Source organism: Serratia sp. 121840015-1 (genome assembly GCF_053627655.1).
Genome location: NZ_JBSEYF010000016.1, coordinates 1 through 19,743, shown reverse-complemented (window position 1 = coordinate 19,743; position 19,743 = coordinate 1). Strand labels below are relative to the sequence as shown.

The window sequence follows — 19,743 nt, the reverse complement described above, 5'->3', positions numbered from 1 at the left end:
TTTTCTCGCAGAATAAAGTCTTCAAGCAAGGTTGAGCCGCGAGTTCCTGACTTTAGTGAATTCTGATTATCGGAAATCTTCACGCCCTGATTCGTACGCAGCGACTCTCCCTGAGGATCAGGCCGAAATTTATCTAACTGTTTGAGCTTCTCGTTTCTATTCTTAGGTGTCTTATCAGAACCCGGCATCATGGGTTCCGCTCCCGGGGGACTTATACTCGCAAGGGGTTTAATTACCTTCTCGACGGGTGCAGTATCTTCATAGTGTGGTTCAACTGTAGAGATTGTCTTATCATTACTTCCGTTAGAAGTAAAATCAGTTTTGTTTTTCTTCATCACTAAAACCTCCATTCAAATAAAAACAATTAGTTAGGAGCAATCAAGCATTAACCACACCTACAGCATAGTTAATACATTATGGACTTGGTAGTTTTTTACGCATCATACAACGCAACGAAAGCAAAAAATTAACGTAAAATTAACATTAATTTAAAAGGTTTAATTTTTAAATATTCTACGGAGGTTATGGTCAGAGCTTAAGGTTTCAGAAATAAGGTGGCGTTACGCAAAAATGCCGCATCATATATTCCATAAATCGAGATCTATTGACTTAAGTAAAAATTGCAGGCAGGTAAAGAGGGGCTTTTAGAAGATTGGCGTAGCAGGCGCGCATATCAGTTATAACCTTAATGGCCAACCGATTGAATTGTTAGTACCAAAAGTATCGAACCATATATTGGTGCTAAATAGTGAGCTGCTGACCGAATGTGCGGCAACCGCCCCATGAAAAAAAATCCTTCGCCCCATGATGCCACTTTCCGGCAATTTCTGACGCAACCTGAGATACCCCGCGACTTCATGGACATCCATCTGCCGGCCATAAATCGCTGCCACTGGTCATACCGGTACTTTCTATACCGGCAAACGCAGCCCATACCCGTACCCGACCAACTGGCTACAGGAGTTTGATGATCCGGCGCTGGCCGGGAAACTGTACACCGGCGATTTTCTGCTGGTTGATGTGACGGTCATTCCCGACGAAGAGATTATGGGCCACCGCAGCATGTCCGCCCTGACCCTGCGGCAGAAACATATCCGTCAGCGCGATCTGCGCCAGCATCTTGACTACCTCTTTCGCTCCTGCAGCGGCAAGCTGGCCGCTCAGTCCGTCCTGTTCCGGCTCACCTACGCCTCTGAAACCCTGAAAGACCAGGGCTGGGACAATTATCTGCTGGACGCGAAAGAGTGGAAGTCCGGCGTCGTGCCGGTACCGTCACAGCATAACGGATTCTACGTCGTAAAAGCGGCGCCGAATGCCGCTTTTGCCCAGGACGGTCCCATATCCGCCCCCGGTGCCGCGCCACTCACAATCAGGACGTTATCCACAAATTTGGGGGATAACCTGTGCGCATCGTCGGTAAAAATATTCACCTCAAAATGAGGGGCTTGTGCCCGTCGCGCGGTTGACCTCGCCATAGCCCCTTGCCATTCCTCGTCGGTTTTATATTATACTGGTTATGCATACAGTATAATTATAATAACACGTTTCGTTTCCGACCAGAGGAGAACATAAAATGAGCAATGCATCACACACTCGCACACCGCAGGACACGACCACCACGCAGGAAAGTCGCGCCAAAGCCCTGCAAAGCGCCATCACCGCCATCGAGAAAGCGTTCGGAAAGGGTGCCATCATGCGCCTGGGCGACAACCACGGCATGGCCGTAGAACGTATCCCGACCGGCTCGCTCGGCCTCGACATCGCACTCGGCGGCGGCCTGCCGGTCGGCCGTATCACCGAAATCTACGGCCCCGAGTCGTCCGGCAAGACCACCGTCGCCCTGTCGGTCATTGCCTGCGCCCAGCGCGCCGGGCTGCAGTGCGCCTTTATCGATGCCGAGCACGCGCTCGATCCGCGTTACGCGCAGCAGCTGGGCGTCGATATCGGTGAACTCCTCATCTCCCAGCCCGACACCGGCGAGCAGGCGCTGGAAATCTGTGACACCCTGGTGCGCTCCGGCGCCGTCGGGGTGGTGGTGGTCGATTCCGTCGCCGCCCTGGTGCCGAAAAACGAACTGGAAGGGGAGATCGGCGACGCCCAGATGGGCCTGCAGGCCCGCATGATGAGCCAGGCGATGCGCAAGCTGAAGGGCAGCATCAACACCACCCGCACGGTGGTGATCTTCATCAACCAGCTGCGCATGAAGATCGGCGTGATGTTCGGCAACCCCGAAACCACCGCCGGCGGCAACGCCCTCAAGTTCTATGCCTCGGTGCGTCTCGACGTGCGTGGCGCCGGCAACGTCAAGGAAGGGGAGACCATCATCGGACGGGATACCAAGGTGAAGGTGGTCAAGAACAAGGTCTCGCCGCCGTTCCGCCAGGCACAGTTCCGGCTGCTGTTCGGCGCCGGCATTTTCCGCGAGGGAGAGGTGCTGGATCTGGCCGTCGACGCCAAATATATCCTCAAGACCGGCGCCTGGTACGAGTATCAGGGGGAGAAAATCGGCCAGGGGCGCGAGAAGGCCGCCGGCTGGCTGCGCGACCGTCCCGACGTGGTGGCCACATTGACCGCGCAGCTGCGCACGCACTACCTGCAGGCGGCGCTGCCGGCCGCGGCTTCAGCCGACGCGGACACGCCCCCGGATGACGATGCCTGGCAGAGCACGCCGGAGGCCGTGTGATGCCGGTTCGCCTCTATGACGCCGGCGTGCCCTGCGGGTTTCCGTCGCCGGCGCAGGACTACCTCGAGCAGCGCCTGTCGCTGGACGACATCTGTATCCGGCACCCGGAGAGTACCTACCTGGTACGCGCCGAGGGCCTGTCGATGCAGGACGCCGGTATCCTCGACGGCGATCTGCTGGTAGTGGAGTGTTTCTATCGGGCACAGCACGGCGACATCGTCATCGCCGCCGTCGATGGCGAGTTCACCTGCAAGCGCCTGCAGCTGCTGCCCCGGCCAATGCTGTTGCCGGCCAATCCGGCCTTTGCGCCCATTCCGCTCGGTGACGACATCGAGACCGTGATATTCGGCGTGGTGCACCACGCCATTCACACGCTGTAACCCGGCCCCGGTTATCGCCATCTGTCCATTCCGCAAAGCCCGGAGAATCCCGCCATGTTTGCCCTGGTTGACGTCAACAGTTTCTACGCCTCCTGCGAAACCGTCTTTCGCCCCGATCTGCGCGGCCGGCCGGTGGTGGTGCTGTCCAATAATGACGGCTGCGTCGTCGCGCGCAGCCGCGAGGCGAAAGCCTGCGGCATCAAGATGGGGGAGCCGTGGTTCAAGGTCAAAGCGCAAGCTGAACAGCTAGGATTAATAGCATTTTCAAGTAATTACGCGTTATAGTAAGTTAAGTGGAATGCAACATGTGATCGCCAACACTCAACGTGTTCTCACATCAACGGTGAATGCCAATGACCAGACGTCTGCTTTCCACTCACAGCATGCTCTTTGTCGAACAATGGCTGAAGATCCTGGCTGACTTGGGGCGAGCGCCAGCCACGATACTCGCCTACCGCCAGGCGCTGGCACATTATTTACGTCACTGTGAGGCGCAGGCGCTGCGGCCCGAGTCCGCGCGCTTTGAGGACTTTTCCGCCTATCTTCGTCCGCAGTTGCCGGGAATGGCGCACCCCGTCGCCAGCGCCACCTTGCAGCTGCGGATCTCCGCCATTCGCCTCTGGTACGATTTCCTCTTCTATCAGGGAAACTGTGAGAGTAACCCGGTGCCACGTACCCTGCAGCCCGCCACAGGCTTCAGTGCACGGGGATTGGTGCCACGCATCGTCAAACTGCCCCGCATTCCGGATGATCCGGGCTGGTTTTCCCTGCTCGGACAGGCGGCACATGCTTCGTTGCGCGACCGTCTGATGCTGGCGCTGGCCTATTATGGCGCCCTGCGGCGGGCCGAAGTGACCGCCCTCGGGATAGACGACCTGGATCCGGGTCACCGCTTGATCCGTATCCGGGCGGAAACCACCAAAAGCCGGCGCGAGCGCGTGGTGTGCTACAACCCGGCCGTGACCCCGATGCTGGCGGCACACCTGCAGCAACTTCGACGGGAAGGGCATACCGGCGGCGCGCTGTTTCGTTCGGTGTCAGACCGTAACCACGGCCTCCCCCTGAGCATCTGGAGCTGGAACAAGACGGTGCGGCGTTGGGCTGCACAGGCCGAATTGCCGGATTTTTCAACGCATACCTTCCGTCATCTGCGCCTGACGCACCTCGCCCGGGCCGGCTGGCGGCTGCACGAAATCGCCGCCTATGCCGGCCACCGCGATCCCCGCACCACCCAGATATACCTGCACCTGTCCGGTACCGATTTGTCGGCCAAAATGGCCGGGGCGATCGCGGAGCAGGACCGGCGCGTCGCCAGCCAGGTGTTTGGCTGTCCGGAGGTGTCCCATGCCGACTGAAAATCGCCCCCCGGTGATCTGGCAACCCTTTGAGCGGGCGGCCTACCGCCTCGACGATACGTTGTCAGAAGAAGACCGCCGGGCTATCAGCACCGCTCACGGGCGCACGCTGTATCAGCAGCGCCGACCTGTCCCGCCGTTATTGCAGCCGCTGGTCGATATTGCCCGGCGCAGCGGGGCGAGCGGGCGGATAGTCCGGTTGACCATCCAGGCTATCCTGGCCGAAATGGCCCGCCTGAATATGCCCTGTCACCGCTGGACGGCAGAGCGCTGGCAGGCGATGTATCAGCATCGGCGGCTGAGCGGGCCGTTGCTGGCGGCGTTTGCCTTCCACCTGAGCGATGTGCCACTCCCGCTGCAGGACGCGCGCTGTCGGCAACCGCTGTGTTATGCCCGCGCCGTATTTGGCCAGGATATTTGTCAGCAGGAATGGCAGCGTTTGCTGGCGGTGTTGGTCAGCCTGGGCTATTCACGCCGCACGCAAGAGATGTTCCTGTCCGCGGTGCTGAGTCTGCTGATGCTGGAAAACGGCGACCCGCGGCTTGAGAGTTTTACCGAGGCACTGCTGACACGCGGTCAGCAGCACCGAACGGAAGGGATAGCCAGAGCCGTGGGGAAAGTGTCTCATGGGCTGGCGGCGATGGGCATTCTGACCCGCCCGTTGCGCATGCGGGGTTACATCGGCTGGCGGGAGAAAAACACCGACGGCATCGCACCGGAGTGGGCAACCTGGTGCCGGCGCTGGCGGGAAACGTCCGTGCTGCGCCCCAAGACCCGCGAGTCCAGCTACAGTTTTATCCTGCGTATTGGTTTGTGGCTGGCCCGGGAACACCCGCAGATCCGCGAGCCCAAAGACTGGACCATCAGCATCTGCGCCGATTTTATCGCCGCGCTGGCTCGGCTCAACGTGGATGAACTCTCCCTGGCATCATCACCACGCCGGCCCGTTTCATCGCGTGGCGACCAGCCGATGAAGAGCAACTCCCGGGCGTCCTTCCTGTATGCCCTGCGGCGTTTTTTCATCGACTATGAACTCTGGGGCTGGGGACGGTTGCAATTCAGCCCCTATCGCCATCTGGCCACGCCCAACACCCCGACCTTCAGCCGCGGCATCAATCCCCGGGTGATCGACGACCCGGTCTGGCTCCGCCTGATTTGGGCCAGCCTCAATCTGCGGCCGGAGGACATGCTGACCGGTATCCATTACCCGTTTGCCATGCACCAGGCCATGGCGGTTATCTGGACGCACGCCGGCCTGCGGCAGAATGAGATCCTGCGGCTGGCGACCGGGTGCGTGCAGCCGCAGGGAGAGGATATCGTCCACGAAGACGGCACTCGCATTCCGGCCGGTACCCTGTGCTACCTGAACGTCCCCGCCGGCAAAACATCAAAAGCCTTTGTCAAACCGGTGGCGGCGGTGGTGAAAAAATATGTCGACTTATGGCTGCAGGAACGCCCGGCTGAGCAGGCGGCGCTGCGCGATGAGCGTACCGGCGAAAAAGTCTGCTACCTGTTTCAGTTCCGCGGCAGACAGGCCGGCCGCGCGATGCTGAACAACACCCTGATCCCGATATTGTGCGCCCGCGCCGGCGTCCCCTGCGAGGACAGCCGGGGGCGCATCACCAGCCATCGCGGACGGGCATCCGCGGTGACGGCATTGGCCAGTGTGCCGCAGGGCATGACATTGCATGAGCTGATGGAATGGTCCGGGCACAGCTGCCCACGCTCGACGCTGCACTATATTCGCCTCCGCCCGACCCGGCTGGCGGCATCTTTCGTCAAGGCCGACAAAATATCCCACATGATTGGCGTACTTATCGACCACGACAGCCAGGCGATGACCGAAACGGGCCCGGCCTTGTATTACGATCTGGGCGAGCTTTACTGCACCAATCCGTTCTGGAGCAGCTGTCCGCATCGCATGGCCTGCATCGGCTGTGATTTCAGCCTGCCGAAAAGTAGCGCAAAGGCCGTAGCACTGGAAAGTCGAACCTCCATTCGGCGCTATCTGGAAGAGGTACCCCTGACGCCCGATGAACAGGCCATCGTCGCAGGGGACATCGAAAAACTGGACACATTCATCCACAAAGTTCCCGACACACCGGCGACCGATTGAAGGCCGTGGTTAAAAAATCACTGACTTTGACTTGCGTCGCAACCTACATCCTTTAATCTCTGAGGGTTATATTCCCCGCCGCTTGCGGCGAACTACCCTGTAGTTGACTGTGGTTTTGATACCCCGCTGCTTGCGGCGGGGTTGTTCATTAATAATGGTTATCATTTTCGTTTATGCGGGGCGGGGGAAGCGGCCGATTGGCTTGGGCTACCCGGCTTGTCCCAGGCAGCACCGAGTTTTATCGTGCCCTTTCTCATCATCCATGGATTATTGAAAATAAGCACCAGGAAGTGACTCTACAATCAAAACTGCAAAGTTTTTTACATGATGAACTGTAGAACGCTAAAAGCGTTATACATGCGCGTTCACCGACGAGGAGAAGCATCGTGCGGGATGACTTTTTATTTTGAGATAAAACAGAATGTTTAACATTTGTTCATAAATATATAAGTACATTTCACAGTGTAAGATTTGTGCGGTGGTGTAGAACTACCAGGCGATGATGCTAACGTGCGATTTTAAACTTACCTCTCCTCTGTTTTAAGGATAAGACATGAAAATTCAATTCCGTTCGGTGCTGTGTGCTTCGCTAAGTTGCCTGTTTTTTCCTGCCGCCGTGCTGGCCACCGGGAACATTTACCAGGAGTCCGGGCGCCCTGGCGTGCCGGACTCCTGGCTGACCCCCGAATTTAGCCGCCAGTGGGGACTGGGGGCAATTAACGCACAGTATGCCTATGCCCGGGGGTATACGGGCGAAAGCATTACTATTGGTATTTTTGATGAGTCAGTATTCCCACATCCGGAGTTTGACGGGAAACTCAATAAGGTCGATGCAGGCGACCCCTACAATTTCTCAGGTATCTCGGATTTCCCACAGTTCGGTGATTTTATTTTTGGTGACCATGGGACGCATGTGGCAGGGATAACGGCCGCGGCCCGTAATGGCCAAGGAATGCATGGGGTGGCGTATAATGCCGGGCTAATCTCAGCTAAGTTTTTAAATTCAAATAACAATTACTTTGACACACTGATACAAAGCAATGCGCGCATTTTCAATAACAGCTGGGGTCCGGTTATTCCAATCCATAAGGATGGTGATGGCAAGCCTATCTTCCTGCCCAACGGCAGACCATTCTACGTCCAGTTCACCAAGGAGGATTCGCTCAATGCGTTTTCATCGGACGATATCGCTGCCATTGATAAATTAAGCCAAAGCCCGATACCGTCATCAAACATGGACTCGCTCAATAAGCAGTATGCCGCGTTGTTGCGTGCGGCACGCGCCGGGAAATTGATTGTCTTTGCAGCAGGGAATTACAATAACTATAATGAGCCCGTACTACAGCCCTCAATTCCTTATTTCTTCCCGGATACATTAAATAATTTCATCATTACCGCTAATCTGACCAAAGATGACGAGTTACATACGTCCTCCACACGCTGTGGATATACCGCAAGTTATTGTCTGTCTGCCCCTGGCAGCGATATTTACAGCACGACAGCGCAAACGGACTATGTGCTCTACGGCAAGACAGGTGAAAAGAAGGTGATACCTACATACGGGGAAAAAACAGGAACATCAATGGCTGCGCCGATGGTTTCAGGAGCGGCGGCAGTACTCATGCAGCGATTCCCTTACATGACGGCATCTCAAATAGCGAGCGTGCTGCTCACAACCGCTACTGACCTGGGGGAAAAGGGAATAGATGCAGTATACGGCTGGGGAAAACTGAATTTACGCAGTGCAATTGAGGGCCCTAAAATGTTTGTCACTGCAGCAGATATCCCCAAAGATGTCTATGTCGAGGGCTCCTATAAGCAAACGCAATTTATCGCCAACATCCCTGGCGTTGGAGCTGTCGTTGAGCCAGGCACCAGCAATCAACGTGTTTGTAGCGGTGTCGAATGTGGTTATGATACTTGGACAAATGATATTGCCGGACACGGTGGTTTAACCAAAGTGGGGGCGGGTACCTTGGCATTAACCGGTGAAAACACCTACCTCGGACCCACCTTGATTAATCAGGGCGCATTGATCGTTAATGGTTCTGTTTCTTCTGACGTTAGCGTGCAAAGCAGTGGCATGCTTGCTGGCAGCGGCACGGTCGGTTCGCTGACCGCCCGCCGCGGCGGCACCGTGGCGCCGGGCAACTCGATTGGCACCCTGAACGTGGCCGGCAACGTCAGCTTCGAGCCGGGTTCGCGCTACGCGGTGGAAGTGGGCCCAAACGGCCAAAGCGATCGTATCCAGAGCCGCGGAGCGGCGACGATCGGCGGCGGCGAGGTGGCGGTGACGCTGGAAAACAGCCCCAACCTGCTGACGCAAAGCGAGGTGCGCAGCCTGCTGGGCCAGCAGTACACCATTCTGAGCGCGCAGCAGGGGGTGAGCGGGCAGTTTGACGCGGTGGCGCCGAACTACCTGTTCCTCGGCACCGGGCTGAGCTACCAGCCGACCGGGGTGACGCTGAGCGTCGGGCGCAACGGCACGAGCTTCGCCAGCGTGGCGCAGACGCCGAACGAGCGGGCGGTGGCGGCGGCGGCGGATGCGCTGGCGGCGGGCAACCCGGTGTACGAGAGCCTGCTCGGCAGCGGCACGGCGAGCGAAGCGCGGCAGGCGTTCCGTCAGCTGTCGGGGCAAATCCATGCGGATATCGCGTCGGCGCTGGTGAACGACAGCCGCTACCTGCGTGAGGCGCTGAACGGGCGTCTGCGTCAGGCGGAAGGGCTGGCGAGCTCGTCGGCCATCAAGGCGGACGAGGACGGCGCCTGGGCGCAGCTGCTGGGGGCGTGGGACCACGCGTCGGGCGACGCCAACGCTACCGGCTATCAGGCCTCGACCTACGGGGTACTGGTGGGGCTGGACTCGGCGGCGGCGGCCGACTGGCGGCTGGGGGTGGCGACCGGCTACACCCGCACCTCGCTGCACGGCGGCTACGGGTCGAAGGCGGACAGCGACAACTACCACCTGGCGGCGTACGGCGACAAGCAGTTCGGGGCGCTGGCGCTGCGTGGCGGGGCGGGCTACACCTGGCACCGCATCGACACCAAACGGTCGGTGAACTACGGGATGCAGTCGGACCGTGACACGGCGAAGTACAGCGCGCGTACCGAACAGCTGTTCGCGGAAGCGGGCTACAGCGTGCGGGGCGAGTGGCTGAACCTGGAGCCGTTCGTCAACCTGGCGTACGTGAACTTCGAAAACAACGGCATCGCGGAAAGCGGCGGCGCGGCGGCGCTGCGCGGGGATAAACAGCACACGGATGCGACGGTGTCGACGCTGGGTCTGCGTGCGGACACCGAATGGCAGGTGAGCGCGGGCACGACGGTGGCGCTGCGCAGCGAGCTGGGGTGGCAACACCAGTACGGCGGGCTGGAGCGAGGCACCGGGCTGCGGTTCAACGGCGGCAACGCGCCGTTCGTGGTGGACAGCGTGCCGGTCTCGCGTGACGGGATGGTGCTGAAGGCGGGGGCGGAAGTGGCGGTGAACGAAAACGCCACGCTGTCGCTGGGCTACGGCGGGCTGCTGTCGCAGCACCACCAGGACAACAGCGTCAACGCCGGCTTCACCTGGCATTTTTGACATATGATGCAAAGGTGCTTTGCAACTTCGTGTGCTGATGTTGCAAAGTACCAACTGTTACCAGCAGATAATGTGTATTAAATAGCGGAAAATTGCGGTTAAATACACAATTTCTGTAAATTATATATTGAAGCTTTTTATAGAGCGAATGCCACTAAAGTGGCGTTGAAAGACGGGCGGTTTTACTAAGATTCTGCTAGCTAAAGTATATATTAACTTGTTGGGGGTGGTAATATTTAAGTCAAGTGTTCTGAAAGAAGGTGTGATAATCAGAGGTTTATTTTAAAAAGGCTTTCTTTTTAACATGTCAGCTTCTTTATTGTAATTTGGTGCAGGTGCAGGTGCAGGTGCAGGTGCAGGTGCAGGTGCAGGTGGTGAGGCTTATAAGTTATAAAATTGAATGTCAAGCATGAGGTTTTATTCCGAGGGCATGTGTGTTATGCAATTACCGTTTGGCCGAGGCTGCAGTAGTAGTCATGTAGAAGTAATGTATTATGGCGGGGCAATGAGACGCAATGACGTCTCATTGCCTTTTAATTACTACAATTTTACTTTATCATAGATATGGATGCAGCTGTTTTCATAAGATGTGCCTGGAGTCCATTCACCATCTGTCAGTACAATATTATTTATTCCAAATGCAGACAGGCCATCAATTGTGTAGCTCCAGCCTTCACAGTTAATGCTGTGTGCTTTAAGCATATCAAGATGATTAAAAGCAATTTGCCCGTATACAGTAGACTTTTGATTGACATTGATTTTTTTAAAAAAAGCCGTTTCAATTTCAATAAGCCCGGTAAGTGTCTGGATAAATCTTTCTCTATCATCCTTTTCTTTTGGGACAATGTCGTCATTAAACTGTTGTGTTGCCCCACCATGCCATCCCAATTGGCTGAACTTTGAAATGTATTTGGTTTTTCCTGCTGGGAAAATGTAATTTGCACAAGAGGAGAAACAATAATCTTGAACCTGAATATTCCACTTTTTATCGAACACTAGTTCACCTAACTTCATACCAGGAACAATATCACCTCCACGACTGTTAATGACAAGGGTAGAAATATCTAAATTAGCCAAGGCGTGAACTTTTTCATATCCAGACTCGCTAATATCACCTGAATAAAATATCTTATTACCTGATGTAAATACTTTTAGCTCATCTTCTTTTTTTGTGGAACCGTTTTCATTGTCACAAGCCGATACTGCCATTGTGATTATAGCTATTGATAGAGGGATTAATGCTTTCGCCATGATTCCATGCTCCGGGTTATGCAAGAGATTATAGGTTATAGTACTCTTCCAATATCACACAGTAAAAAAATAGTTCTGTTTCAGATTTGTTTAAATATGAGCGATGCCACAGTTTCAATACTATTAATGTTAATAAAAAACGCATCTCTCTTAGTGGCCTACGTTAAGAGCGTGCTTCTACAGCGCTAATTAAATCACTAAGTGTAAGGCAAGGAGGTTAGTAATATTAAATATCAAGTAAAATTCTTAAAAATCCCGTTTCTTATTTGACTTCGCTTCATTAATGGTTATGATTATTAGTTGTGCAATTAAATCAAGGAGGCTCAGGTGAGCGAATCAGAAACTAACAAGTCAAAAATCGAAGTTCTTAATGATTATCTCTCTCAATTAAAAGAGATGAAGCATTATGCGCAAAGCAATATTGAAAAATTATCTGCGCAGTGGTTGGCTTTTGATCAAGGTGAATACAAAGATAAGACTAAATCAGAAAATATAAATAAAATAATTAGCAAGCAAAGCGACTGTCTTGATGAAATTTGTCTGGTTATTGAGGATTTTGAAATACAGATAAATAAAGATAGCGATTAAACTTAACCCTCATCAATATTACTATCAGGCCGTTATTCTTGAATGCGGCCTTTAAACTAAGAGTGTCATCATGAGAAAATATGTCGTTGCTTTAGCAATAACTTTAACACTAACCTCTTGTGTGTCACCGCAGGAGCAGTTAGATCTTGACCGAAGAACGTGCCTTTCCTACGGATACAGAGATAGTTCAGAAAAACTGGCAGACTGTATTAAGGATTTGCAAATGCAAAGAAAAAACTTTGACAATGAGATTTTTATTAATAAGTCAAAAGGCTTGGATAAAAAGAGCTAAGTGAATTTTAAAATAAAAAAGTTCGATAAGTTCCAAAACCTGCCAGGTGTTGCAAGTGAAAGTTACTCTGCTTTCGTTTTACGGCTTATCATCTTACAGCTGCACCACCATACTGACATGTTTAAGAGATTCTTCTTAAAGTAGTAAAATCCAGGTAAGATAAAGATTATATTTGATTTTTCTTTTTGGTCTCATTATATTGGTTGTGACATTTTTCCAGTTGGCGGGGCCAAATTGAGAATTGAAAAAAAGAGAAAGTACCTTACTGAGGATGAAGTGAGGCAGGTAATAAGGGCATCTCAAATGAGCAAGCATGCTGTGAGGAATGAGTGCCTGATTCAGCTGTGCTTTCTTCATGGTTTTCGCGTTAGTGAGATTGGGAAGTTGAAATTATCGGATGTAAACCTCTGTCGTGGTATTATTCATGTTGACCGATTGAAAGGCGGACTGTCCACAACTCAACCCCTGCTTGAATGTGAAAAAAAAATTATTGAAAGATGGCTTGAGATAAGGAAACAGCTCAACGGGAGTGACTCTAAATGGTTGTTTATATCACAAAAAGGTAAAGCACTATCACGACAGCAGATATACAATATAATAAAGAGGTGTGGTATTCTTGCCGGTTTAAATTTCCCGCTTCATCCGCACATGTTGAGGCACTCATGTGGTTTTGCTCTTGCTAACACTGGGGCTGATACACGCCTGATACAAGATTATCTTGGGCACAGGAATATACAACATACAGTTCTGTATACTGCCAGTAACTCAGGCCGTTTCTCTGGTGTTTGGGATATGAGTTTATATTTGAACTAATTTAAACTGCAAATCTTTATCCGGTTTTTTAAAATTAAACTAGCTAAATTTGCCTGCCTAAAATGTCAATAAACTTCTGCATCATAATTGACGTGACGCTACTCGTCAGTTTTCGACTCGTATGCCAGCGCATCTAGGTGCGCTGGCATACGAACTGAAAAATCACCAACGGTTTAAAAAAATCAATTATGATAATACTCATCTCAATCATTGAAGTCTATCGACAGTTTTTTATCACTCTCTGGTTTTCATATTATAAATAGCGATTATGGATATCTATTCTCTAGATTCATGCAGATATACTGCAGAACCTATAAATTTCGAAAAACGCTCACACCATATCTGAACAGTAGTGAATTCATTGACGTTAACGCTGTCAGGAATGCTTTTTCGGAAGTTACCAAAATTTTTAAGCTCTCCAATAAGCACTGCCTCTTTTTTCATTTCTAAAAAGGAGTTTTTATCTACAGCTTGTGCTTTGGTCAGATAAATTTTGTAGTCCGGGCCAGGAGCTACTTGACCCCTGAACGCGATTTCACTGTCCGTTACATAAAGTTCACCTTCCGCCCAGTGAAATACATCGCTGCCTTTCTGATTACGATTAAATTCACCCTTATATTTTGCAAGCTTCTTCACATCATTAATTTCATTTAGCGAGGCATTTTCTTGGGCAGTCAGTATCGGCAGTAGATAGATTCCTAAACCAGTACCCGCTCCCAGAAAAGTCAGGTGTGACATAAGCAAAAAAACTTTCAATTTGGTCTTCATTATTTTCCTCCATAAATTGACAGCAGCTACCTACAATTGTGCATATTTTTTTATTGACTGATGGACTCTATCACATGTGAAGAGTATACAACTGCAGCGCCGGCGTTTAGGGAAATAGCCACGGCGAGCGCAGCGGCAATTTCCTCTCTGGATGCACCGGCTTTCATGGCGGCATGTGAATGGATACTGATACAACCGTCGCACCGGGTCGTCACGGCGACCGCCAGCGAAATCAGCTCCTGTGTTTTCTGGTCCAGCACGCCCTGACGATTGGCAGACTCAGCGATAGTCTGATAGCCCTTTAGGGTTTCGGGGATTTCACCCCCGAGCGAGCCAACGTTTTTCAGCAGGTTTTTTCTGTATTCATTCCAGTTCATACTCATGATTTTGTCCTTATATTACAGGGAGGGTTTTAAAGCCCCGATATGAAAATATCTTTTCAGGTCATGTTTCAGCAGGACCGCCCCGGCACCAATCAGCAACACATCCTTTATGATGAAACTGTCAATTTTACCCAATTGAGGCAGCAGACTCAGCGTGGTAATACCTGTGACGATAACGATGATATCTCCCAGTAAGCCGGCGGAAGGTCGTAAGAAACCAATAAATAGTGTTAGAAAGGTGATTGTTTCCACTACGCCGAGGAAATAGCTCCCTCCGTGGACACCAAAGAGGGAATACAGGATATTCAGCCATGTTGAGGAAATAAGAGGTTCGAGGGCCATCACTTCAAAATCAAACCATTTATAGGTGCCGAAGAGCATAAATATTGTAATAACAGACAGGCGAAGAATAATCATATCGTAGTCTGAGCGAATAAAGCCGCTAATAAAATTTTTCATTCCATTACTCCTGCAAAAAAATTCCTTTTCAGACATCAGACACGGGTATCTAGCATCATCAGTAAAGCGGCCACGGCTCCTGAGTAGGTATCATGAGGGGGGATCCTGTTCAGCATCAGTGCTCCTTTCAGTGCTGTGCAGACAATGATGGCCAGCTCATCGGGTGGGACGACGGATTTAAGTTCGCCGCTTTTTTGCCCGGAGGCGAGGATATCTTTAAGTATGAGCATTTCTGTCTGTACCAGCTGGCTGACAGCCTTTTGTAGCTCGGGGCTGAATTGGTGACTGTCAGATAGCATGGCGTAAACACCGCACATTTCCCCTCTCTCGGCACAACCAGCAAACGCATCAAGATATGCCCTGAGGCGGAGCACACCCGGAGGAACCTCATGTAGAGCGGCATCAAGCTGGCCGAACACCCCGATTTTGTATTCGCAGTAGGCCAAACCCAAATCGGTTTTCCCCGGGAAATGATGGTGGATGCTGGCTTTTCTGATACCAATCTCTTTCTCCAGGTCGGCATAGCTGAAACCTAAAAATCCGCGTTGCTGGATCAATGTATCTGTCAGATGAAGTATTTTTTCGTAAGTAGACACGGCTTTTTCCTGTTATGCATGAGGGAGCTTTTATCCGTACCTTAGCGGTAGATAACAGCGGTTCCATAAAATTTATTTTTGCCGTCAAGCGAAGTGATTCTGAAGTATTTGGCACCGGACTGTTCTGCTTTGGCTTTAAGTGCATCGGCAACCTCTCCTGGTGTTGACAGATTACCGGCAGAAATATGGCCTGACGCAATCAGGCCTGTAGCATTCTGACGGTTAATCTCATCGGCGGCGGCGGCGTATCCGGCCAGAGTGAGCGTAAGCGCGGCAAGGGTAGTGCGGAGAATGTGATTCATGATTGTCATTCCTTTATATGGGGTATGCACGCAAGCTACCTACCAGAAGGTAGGTAGTCAAGTTGTTTATACTGTGAATTCATTGCTTGCTTAAGTGACATGAAATTTATTCTATAAAAATAAGCAGGTTATCGTGCCTTCGCAACCAGTTAAAGCGATTTTAGTCGATATGAAAGATAAGAGACGTGTGCAAGAGAAAAGGTTGCATTGGATATCGCTCAACATTCATCGTTACCGGCGCACAACTCCAATACTCATATTCAGAAGGCAGGATGCCTCTGATATCTGTATTTTTGAAATGATGATGATTTTTCCCTGGTGCTGACTTCTCGGTTCACAGTAAGACTGGTGAGGGGTTAAATTTTTGTGTCAAGAGAAACGTGTTTTCTTCCACACGCCATCGTTCTTTCGCATTCTCTGACAAAAAAGATAACGGCTATAACTCCATTCCTGATTATCGTGTGACTTAGCGCGTTGGCTGGCTATCAACCAGTATTCAGCAGCAACTCCCCATTCTTCAGCCAACTCCAGCTGAGCTGCTTTTTCAGATACATTGTTAAAACTTTCAGTATCTTTATTAGTTTCCGTTGAACACATTTCATGATCCCTTTGAGAATATGTTGTAACCACGCTTAGCTCACCCATTTTTTTGTAACAGAGGATGGTTTAAGTGAGCGGTAGTATTTTTAAAGGAGCAAGATTCTTATCTTGCTCCAGGTTAATTTTGCTAACTGATTTTAGGCGTGTTTTCTAGATGATTTCGCGCCAAGGCGTCCCGTGAATCCACTGATAATGGCGCCAATTACCAACGCGATGAAAGTCCAGAAAGCAGATTTAGCCAGCGCAGATGCTGCTGCTGCTGCCTGTTCCAGGGCTTTTTGTTTAAATTCATCATATTGTTTTTTGGCGTCCTCGATTTTCTTTTGGACATCTTCGAATTTCTGATTCAGCAGGTTATCGGCTGATTCTTTTGCTTCGATGATATTATCTACGGCCTTGTTAATTTCATCTTGTGTCATATCAGAATTATCAGCCAAGGCTTTTGTTAATGTGTTGCGATCGACATCTTTAGTGATGGATTTGCCTCGTTCCTGCAATTTATCCATAACATTCTTAATGATGGCATCTGCGTCCTTGGGTTGAGTAGCCAATTGTTTAACCGCTGAGGCGATGTCTTCTTTGGCTCCATTAAGTTGCTGCTGCACAAACTCCGGCTGCAAGGAAGGAATTTTACTCTTGCGCAGTGCCTCCTTCACATTAGCTTGAAGTTTTTGAGGTTCGACATTGGTATCGATATCCAGACCCTCAAATATCTTACCCCCCAGATTACCCGCTTCCTGAATGCCGCTTCCTGCGATAGAGCCGGCTCCGGAGAGAATGCTGCCAGATGCAGAGGCCAGTGAGCCGATAGCGCTGCCGGTAGCTTTGACTGCGCTACCCACCAACATTGCGCCTAGTATGCTGGTAATAATCAACGATGTGGCCCAGACGAGGAAACCATGAATGAAGCCATCATTAGCGGCCAGTCGGCCTGCAACAAAAGCCCCAGCAGCCAGGCTGACGACAATGGACCCACCTGTCCAAAACAGCATGGTCATGCTCGCCCCATTATCGGCATCCTCACCGAGAGGGTCTACAATAGCCAGTCCAAGACTGGTGCCGAGAATCGACAACATCAATGAAATGGACATGACGGTTAATACACCGCCGACGATGCTGCCCCACGATACCTTTTTGGTGACCATTACGTCTTGAGTCAGTTCCATGTTTTGATACCTATGATACTTGAGTTATGAAAATAAAGGCCGCGATAACGGCCTTAGAAAAACGCGCAATTATTATGTGGTAACAGACTTATTTTCTGCCCAGCAGGAAACCTAAAACGAGCCCCGCCAGACCTGCGACAATTGCTGCCCCTGCAGGATTGGATTCAACCTGTTCCTTGACGGCGTCCGCAGCATCTTGCAGAGCCCCACTTCCCTGAGCTGCGTATCTTTTTGCTGCGCCTTTCGCCTGGTGTTCTGCAGAGCCCGTCAACTCCCCCAATTTCTCCTGAGCAGCACCAGAAAATTCTTTGGCCTTGTTTTCTGCTTTTTCGAACATGATATTTCCTTATTGTTGATGGTTGAACGTAACGTATTTTTATCTTCTTGATAACGTGTTTTTGATCAGTCTTGAAGCGCTCCAGATACCCAAGACTCGCCTGGGCCAGAAATAAAAGCGCGATGGTTTTTTTCTGATTGCTTTTACCATGACGATACCTGCGCCCAAGGCGATGAATGCTCTCATGCGAAAGAGCACATCCCAACCACGATCAAACTTTTCGGTGCCGGTCAGAAGTTGATCTGTACATTGTGATAAACTTGATCGCTGCGCATTGATACGCTCTATTAATCTGTTTTTCTTTGACACGCGTTCCTGGTACTTACTCATCGCTCGCTCCCAGTATTTGCAGGTCGTTCTTCAATTGCTCTCGGGTATTATGCAGCAAGGATGCGCTGCGGATTTTTAGCAGAACCCACACCCCGGATACCACTGCAAGTAGGAACAGCGCAGCTGTTGTCCAGGCGAAAGCAATGAATCTCATTTCAGGACCGATTGACCAAAATAAAAGCACCAGACCGCTAAGTATAGCGAACAAGGTAAATAATAAACAAAGGCTGCTTAGTACGAAGAGTTTTACAATGTTTGCCTTTTCTTCTTCAAGTTCAACTATCGCCAGTTCCAGCCGCGTCTGGCAGATTGAAACAAGAGTCCTGATCGCTTTTTTAGCGGTGCTTATCACATTCTGCGTTGGCCAATTTCTGTAATGATGTTGCATAATGATATCCTTTTCATGACTTAATCTGAACACGACGTGAACGCATACCTCTTTTAGAGTATGGCGCAGCCAGGCAAAACTTTCTTTATACGATGTAAACCTGATATGACGCAAGTTTATTATTGATCACGGAAAAATAAGTGTGATCATGACTACAGAAGGTTTGGTTTAAAAAATCTGAATGTAAATTTTCTTGCGCGCATTCCTTTCGCCTGAGAGAATGGATCTCATAACAATAATCTTATTTGATGGTAGCGATTTTTTACACGTGGCATATTCCCAGGAGTCATTCTTTTGAAAAAAAGAAAGTATTTAACACAAGATGAAATAGATCGGTTGCTTGAAGCTTCACGCAGGGGAAATTTTCCCAAGCGAGATGAGTGCTTTATTCAAATGTGCTTCATCCATGGTTTCAGAGTCAGTGAGCTCTGTCATTTAAAATTCTCTGATATCAATCTCACCGATAAAGTCGTACATGTAAACAGGTTAAAAAACGGCCTTAAGACAACACACCCTCTGCTTGTATCAGAGTTAAAACTTCTCAATGCCTGGCTAAATGAGCGCGCAACGTGGCGAGGCTGCGAATCCCCCTGGATTTTTCTCTCGCAAAAAGGAGGGCCACTTTCTCGCCAGCAAGTACACAAGATGTTAAAAAAATTCGGCATCTTGGCAAGTATCGCTGTTTCACTCAATCCTCATATGCTGAGACATTCTTGCGGTTACGCACTAGCGAATAGAGGAACAGACACTCGGCTGATCCAGGATTATCTGGGGCACAGAAATATTCAACATACGGTGTTGTACACGTCAAGTAATCATGTTCGGTTTGCTGAAGTTTGGCAAAAGGAGGGGGCTGGAAACAAGTCAAATTGAACCAAACTGTAAATAGTTTAACCAGAATTTTCTCCAAGTCAATTCTTCTTGCATTCTTTTTGTTCGCAGAACATCAACATATCTTAGCCCGCTATACAGTCATCTTTAGTCGATTAGTCTGAAAACGCAATATTTAAGACGCTGCTTCCCATTCTGTTCGATCCTCTTAGCCTCACCACGCCAACTGCACCTACAGAAAAAAACACATTAAAAGACAAAAAAACAAAATTTAACTCCAAGAAAAACGAAAAAACAAAACATAATACCAAAAGAGACAAATTGGTTCATTTTGACCACTTTTTTTTGTCATTTCGTGCTCGCGTTATCGCAAGCAAAATCCAGGCAAAAAGAATAAATCAACATGTGAATCAAATTGTTATGCCAATTGTTGGCCTTTTACCAAGACATGGAGTTTTGAACTTATGCGTAAGATCCGTCTTATCAACACCTTGATTGCCGCCTCTCTGATGACTGCTGGCCTGG

19 protein-coding genes and 4 pseudogenes are annotated in these 19,743 nt (G+C 50.4%); 11 read left to right on the top strand and 12 right to left on the bottom strand.

All coding sequences use genetic code 11. The features are described from left to right. Nucleotides 1-335: pseudogene (gene katE / locus ACUXAC_RS26695) on the bottom strand (catalase HPII); the annotation flags it as partial. Between the two features lie 447 nt (nt 336-782). On the opposite strand from katE, the pseudogene ACUXAC_RS26690 reads away from it, so the two are divergent. From ACUXAC_RS26690 to ACUXAC_RS26660, 7 genes and pseudogenes are all read left to right on the top strand, one after another. Beyond that, a pseudogene (locus ACUXAC_RS26690) lies at nt 783-1,131 on the top strand (Rpn family recombination-promoting nuclease/putative transposase); the annotation flags it as partial. Nucleotides 1,132-1,573: 442 nt separating this feature from the next. Beyond that, nucleotides 1,574-2,584 (top strand): annotated as a pseudogene (recA, locus tag ACUXAC_RS26685) (recombinase RecA); the annotation flags it as partial. 98 nt (nt 2,585-2,682) lie between these two features. Beyond that, entirely contained in the window at nt 2,683-3,063 is a 381-nt protein-coding gene (gene umuD, locus ACUXAC_RS26680) for a translesion error-prone DNA polymerase V autoproteolytic subunit (RefSeq protein ID WP_342186892.1), read from the top strand. 54 nt (nt 3,064-3,117) lie between these two features. Continuing rightward, a pseudogene (locus tag ACUXAC_RS26675) lies at nt 3,118-3,345 on the top strand (Y-family DNA polymerase); the annotation flags it as partial. 71 nt (nt 3,346-3,416) lie between these two features. Beyond that, a complete protein-coding gene (locus ACUXAC_RS26670) occupies nt 3,417-4,418 on the top strand; it encodes a tyrosine-type recombinase/integrase (protein WP_342186891.1) in 1,002 nt (333 codons plus the stop codon). Beyond that, on the top strand, nt 4,408-6,534 hold the full coding sequence (locus tag ACUXAC_RS26665) for a tyrosine-type recombinase/integrase (RefSeq protein ID WP_342186890.1): 2,127 nt from the start codon (nt 4,408-4,410) through the stop codon (nt 6,532-6,534). The genes ACUXAC_RS26670 and ACUXAC_RS26665 overlap by 11 nt, the downstream gene beginning before the upstream one ends. A gap of 553 nt (nt 6,535-7,087) precedes the next feature. Then, nucleotides 7,088-10,114, top strand: a complete 3,027-nt coding sequence (locus tag ACUXAC_RS26660) for an autotransporter outer membrane beta-barrel domain-containing protein (protein ID WP_454267141.1) — start codon at nt 7,088-7,090, stop codon at nt 10,112-10,114. 540 nt (nt 10,115-10,654) lie between these two features. Here ACUXAC_RS26660 and ACUXAC_RS26655 read toward each other — a convergent pair. Beyond that, nucleotides 10,655-11,365: a hypothetical protein gene (locus ACUXAC_RS26655; RefSeq protein ID WP_454267140.1), complete on the bottom strand. Its 711-nt coding sequence runs from the start codon at nt 11,363-11,365 to the stop codon at nt 10,655-10,657. A gap of 327 nt (nt 11,366-11,692) precedes the next feature. On the opposite strand from ACUXAC_RS26655, the gene ACUXAC_RS26650 reads away from it, so the two are divergent. The 3 genes from ACUXAC_RS26650 (at nt 11,693) to ACUXAC_RS26640 (ending at nt 13,058) form a co-directional block, all read left to right on the top strand. Further along, nucleotides 11,693-11,953, top strand: coding sequence for a hypothetical protein (locus ACUXAC_RS26650; RefSeq protein ID WP_089186747.1), 261 nt, complete (start codon nt 11,693-11,695; stop codon nt 11,951-11,953). A gap of 70 nt (nt 11,954-12,023) precedes the next feature. After that, nucleotides 12,024-12,245, top strand: a complete 222-nt coding sequence (locus ACUXAC_RS26645) for a hypothetical protein (RefSeq protein WP_228011750.1) — start codon at nt 12,024-12,026, stop codon at nt 12,243-12,245. Nucleotides 12,246-12,479: 234 nt separating this feature from the next. Beyond that, complete coding sequence (locus ACUXAC_RS26640; RefSeq protein WP_226908205.1) at nt 12,480-13,058, top strand: tyrosine-type DNA invertase; 579 nt, start codon at nt 12,480-12,482, stop codon at nt 13,056-13,058. Between the two features lie 276 nt (nt 13,059-13,334). Here ACUXAC_RS26640 and ACUXAC_RS26635 read toward each other — a convergent pair whose 3' ends face one another. From ACUXAC_RS26635 to ACUXAC_RS26590, 10 genes are all read right to left on the bottom strand, one after another. After that, on the bottom strand, nt 13,335-13,826 hold the full coding sequence (locus tag ACUXAC_RS26635) for a DM13 domain-containing protein (RefSeq protein ID WP_180547757.1): 492 nt from the start codon (nt 13,824-13,826) through the stop codon (nt 13,335-13,337). A 50-nt stretch (nt 13,827-13,876) separates the two neighbouring features. Then, nucleotides 13,877-14,203 (bottom strand): carboxymuconolactone decarboxylase family protein, encoded by a 327-nt coding sequence (locus ACUXAC_RS26630; protein ID WP_127146943.1) that lies wholly within the window; start codon nt 14,201-14,203, stop codon nt 13,877-13,879. Between the two features lie 21 nt (nt 14,204-14,224). Next, a complete protein-coding gene (locus ACUXAC_RS26625) occupies nt 14,225-14,668 on the bottom strand; it encodes a DUF417 family protein (protein WP_197804509.1) in 444 nt (147 codons plus the stop codon). Nucleotides 14,669-14,703: 35 nt separating this feature from the next. Beyond that, complete coding sequence (locus ACUXAC_RS26620) at nt 14,704-15,264, bottom strand: TetR/AcrR family transcriptional regulator (protein WP_193158403.1); 561 nt, start codon at nt 15,262-15,264, stop codon at nt 14,704-14,706. 41 nt (nt 15,265-15,305) lie between these two features. Next, nucleotides 15,306-15,566 carry a YdgH/BhsA/McbA family protein gene (locus ACUXAC_RS26615; protein ID WP_089186753.1) on the bottom strand — a complete coding sequence of 87 codons (261 nt, stop codon included), beginning with the start codon at nt 15,564-15,566 and terminating at the stop codon, nt 15,306-15,308. A gap of 369 nt (nt 15,567-15,935) precedes the next feature. Then, nucleotides 15,936-16,163 carry an ANR family transcriptional regulator gene (locus tag ACUXAC_RS26610; protein ID WP_158524180.1) on the bottom strand — a complete coding sequence of 76 codons (228 nt, stop codon included), beginning with the start codon at nt 16,161-16,163 and terminating at the stop codon, nt 15,936-15,938. 140 nt (nt 16,164-16,303) lie between these two features. Then, on the bottom strand, nt 16,304-17,332 hold the full coding sequence (locus ACUXAC_RS26605) for a CAP-Gly protein (protein WP_454267139.1): 1,029 nt from the start codon (nt 17,330-17,332) through the stop codon (nt 16,304-16,306). Between the two features lie 88 nt (nt 17,333-17,420). Then, nucleotides 17,421-17,669, bottom strand: a complete 249-nt coding sequence (locus tag ACUXAC_RS26600; RefSeq protein WP_072628355.1) for a CsbD family protein — start codon at nt 17,667-17,669, stop codon at nt 17,421-17,423. 39 nt (nt 17,670-17,708) lie between these two features. Beyond that, nucleotides 17,709-17,999 carry a YqjK-like family protein gene (locus tag ACUXAC_RS26595; protein ID WP_454267138.1) on the bottom strand — a complete coding sequence of 97 codons (291 nt, stop codon included), beginning with the start codon at nt 17,997-17,999 and terminating at the stop codon, nt 17,709-17,711. After that, entirely contained in the window at nt 17,992-18,387 is a 396-nt protein-coding gene (locus tag ACUXAC_RS26590) for a phage holin family protein (RefSeq protein ID WP_454267137.1), read from the bottom strand. Before ACUXAC_RS26590 ends, ACUXAC_RS26595 begins: the two co-directional genes overlap by 8 nt. Nucleotides 18,388-18,681: 294 nt before the next feature. Between ACUXAC_RS26590 and ACUXAC_RS26585 the strand changes: the two genes are divergently transcribed. Continuing rightward, a complete protein-coding gene (locus ACUXAC_RS26585) occupies nt 18,682-19,260 on the top strand; it encodes a tyrosine-type DNA invertase (protein ID WP_089186758.1) in 579 nt (192 codons plus the stop codon). Nucleotides 19,261-19,743 lie beyond the last annotated feature (483 nt).